Consider the following 3357-nt stretch of genomic DNA (forward strand, 5'->3'; position numbering starts at 1 on the left):
AGTTTCAGTTTCTTAGGCTGATATTCCAGCAATTCCGTCACTAATTCCGCTGTTGACGAAGCATATGGCTCCATATAGACAAGCGTAGGATCAGAGATAAACTCTTCTGCCCGGCGGTGGTGGTCAATTACGACCACATGCTCGGTTTTGGAAAGTAATTTCTCTTCCATGACTAAGGAAGGCTTATGCGTATCCACCACTACCAGCAAGGAGTTATTCGTCACCATTTCCAGAGCATCTTCCGGCGGGATAAAGTACTGCCACAGCTCTTCATCCTGCTCAATTTCTTCAATCATACGCTGAACGCCCGTATCAATATCATTTGGGTCAAGTACAATTGCTGCCTGTTTATCATTAGCCTGAGCAATTTTCAAAATCCCGATGGAAGCCCCGACCGAGTCCATATCCGGTGATTTATGCCCCATAATCAGCACTTTTTCACTTTCCTGGACCAATTCTTTCATGGCGTGGGAAATAACACGGGCACGAACACGTGTCCTTTTTTCCATTGGATTCGTCTTACCGCCATAGAACCGTACTTTTCCTGTATCATCCTTGATCGCAACCTGATCACCGCCGCGCCCGAGAGCAAGATCGAGGCTGGACTGAGAGAGTTCTCCCAGTTCCGGGAGACTGATCGGACCAACGCCTATACCGAAACTGAGCGTAAGAGGCACGTTCTGATCTGTGATCAACTCACGTACATCATCAAGAATTTCGAATTTGGCTTTTTCTAATTTTTTCAGAATTTCGTGGTTCATGACCGCCACAAAGCGTTCTTGAGAGGTACGCTTTAAGTAAATTCCATAATTCCCAGCCCATCTATTTAAAATAGAGGTAACTTGAGAGTTTATATGACTCTTGGCCGTATCATCCATCCCCTGCGTAATTTCTTCATAATTATCCAGGAATATAATGGCCAGAACGGTTTGTTCGTTTTTATAAAGATTATAAATCTCCGTTTGTTTTGTACGATCAAATAAATAGAGCAACCGTTCATCTTTTTTAATAATTGTCTGAAGTTTGTAGTCCCCTACTGTAATCCAGACTTCCCTCTCATCTTCTTTAATAGGTGCAATTAACTGGTCAGATAATTGCTTAAGAGATTTACCTACGATGCTGTCATCCTTTGTAAACCTATTCATATAAGGGTTAGCCCATTCAATTTTATAGTTTTCACTAAACAAAATAATTCCAATAGGCATCTCAAGCAGCGCCTCTTCCCCTACTTTTTTCACCCGGTAGGAAAGAGTCGATATATATTCTTCCGTTTCGTTAATCATGTTCTGCTCAGTTCGGACACTGTAGAAGATAGAGGCTGCTAAAAACAGCGTCATCATCATCCCAAGCGTCCACTGATAATACCAAATAAAGGCAAGCAGGACTAAGGAAATCACATAAATAATCCATAAGTGTCCGCTCATCGTTGGCTTTTTAAAAAAGTTAGGCATTCCATTCAGCTCCTACCATCTTATACGAGCTCATTTCTTTCCTTTTATCCGTTCTCTAAGAGAAAATCCTATATCAATTATACCTAAGATTCGCACAAGATACAGTAAGATTTGTGGAAGTAAAAGGCAAATCACGACAATTACAACTGGTATGGCCTTTGACCATTTCTTCACTTCTGCATAGTAAAAGATAAAAGAGAACCCTTGCAATACTAGCAGACTGCCGGCCAACGTGTATACGTTGATCGATCCCAAGTAGAGCAATCCTTCTTCATTCGTAGGAATATAGGTTAAAATCAACGCGAAGAAGTAATACCATAAAACTGCGGTCGGCAGCTTAAATTCTTTAAATGGAGGAAAACGGAATTGTTTTTTATCCACTCGGTTAATCACTTTATACGTCAGCCACTGGCTGATGAAAGCAAACACAATCCCTGTCATAACCAGAATACTTGGAATAATATCCGGCAAAAATTCAACCGTTTCACGTAAAGCTTCTAATGAAGCTTCTGTATTCTCCCCTCCGAGCATTCCCGGAAGCATATTATTCGTCCTGGTGAAGGCCTCGTCTAGACTCGTGCTGATCTGTTCTCCCCAGTTAACACCGAACAGTAACTGAGAAGCCAGATAAATACCGGCTGCGCCAATACTGAAGCCGACTGACCCAAAAGCCCATGCCTCCAAAGAAGATTGTTTATTATACAGGGCTCCGCCTAAGAAGACCCCGCCAACCCCTGCTAATAAAGTGAACATTGAAAAAACGGGCCCAAATAGCAAGGTAAACAATAAGGCAGCTGTAAACATTAAAGCTCCTGCTTTCCAGCCATGCCGATAGCTGTAAAATATGAAAGGAATGGGAAGCGTAAATAACAGGACAGGTCCAAGCCAGATTGGCATGAAAATAATTACCAATAACAATAGCAGATAAACGCCTGTCATTAAAGCCCCTTCCGTAATTCTTTTTGTGTCATTCATTTCCAGAAACACCTCTATTTCTATCTTCCAACTACTAGCTTATCTATTTTAACATATATCGTTTTTCCTATTCTTCTCATTCTTCTTATAGAAAGTGACGATTTTGGTAGAAATGTCTGTTGTCTGATATGATTAAATGTAATATTGCGAATTTTAGGAGGATGATCATGCGGACTGACTATCATGTACACATGGCCGAAACCGGTAACCTTGAGGTCGATTATTTAAAAACTTACATTGAAAAAGCGAAAGCAGAAGGAATACAAGAGCTGGGCATTTCCGAACACGCCTACTTTTTTCAAGAGACGAGACCTATCCTCTCAAATCCGTGGGTGGAAAACCGCCGCACGCTCGATTTCAGTACTTATCAGAATATGTTTGACCAGGCTGAAAAGGAAGGACTGACGATCAAAATGGGCATTGAAATGGATTATATGCCCGGCAAAGAAAAAGAGATGGAAGCTTTTATTTCTGAGCATCCTTTTGACTATGTGATTGGCTCCGTACACTGGATTGATGAGTGGGGGATTGATCTTGCTACTTTCCGTGATGAGTATGAGAAAAGGGATCTCTATGAAGTCTACCGCCAATACTTTGACCGCGTCGTTACGCTTGCAGAGTCCGGCTTATTTGATTTTGTCGGTCACATTGATGTTATTAAAGTGTTTGGCTACCGTCCTGACGACCAGGAATTCCTTCGTGAACAGTATAAACGAGCAGCTGAAGCATTGGCTTCTACAGGTACATGTATTGAAATCAGTACGGCTGGTCTCAGAAAACCGGTAGGAGAAATGTACCCGGATCCTGAACTGCTGCAAATTTGTAAAGATGCTGGTGTTGGAATCGTTCTCTGTTCCGATGCTCATAAACCGGATCATGTAGGGCACCGGTATGAAGAGGCCGTGGAGCTGGCAAAGTCTGCTGGATATGA

At 42.0% G+C, this 3357-nt stretch carries 3 protein-coding genes; 1 reads left to right on the forward strand and 2 read right to left on the reverse strand.

Going from position 1 to position 3357, the window contains the following annotated elements:
- Together WAM07_RS16925 and WAM07_RS16930 are read right to left on the reverse strand one after the other, a co-directional pair.
- On the reverse strand, nt 1–1451 hold a 1451-nt coding region (locus WAM07_RS16925; protein WP_422168580.1), incomplete at its 3' end, for a DHH family phosphoesterase.
- 30 nt (nt 1452–1481) lie between these two features.
- Complete coding sequence (locus WAM07_RS16930; RefSeq protein WP_422168581.1) at nt 1482–2426, reverse strand: YybS family protein; 945 nt, start codon at nt 2424–2426, stop codon at nt 1482–1484.
- Nucleotides 2427–2593: 167 nt separating this feature from the next.
- Between WAM07_RS16930 and WAM07_RS16935 the strand changes: the two genes are divergently transcribed.
- Nucleotides 2594–3357 (forward strand): histidinol-phosphatase (locus WAM07_RS16935; RefSeq protein WP_422168582.1); only part of this gene is annotated, 764 nt, incomplete at its 3' end.

This window comes from Halobacillus sp. (genome assembly GCF_049282395.1).
In the GTDB taxonomy this organism is placed as follows: Bacteria; Bacillota; Bacilli; order Bacillales; family Halobacillaceae; genus Halobacillus.

Excerpts from the sequence above, each read along its gene's own strand:
- WAM07_RS16930 (WP_422168581.1), bottom strand. The coding sequence starts at position 2,426 with ATGAATGACACAAAAAGAATTACGGAAGGGGCTTTAATGACAGGCGTT.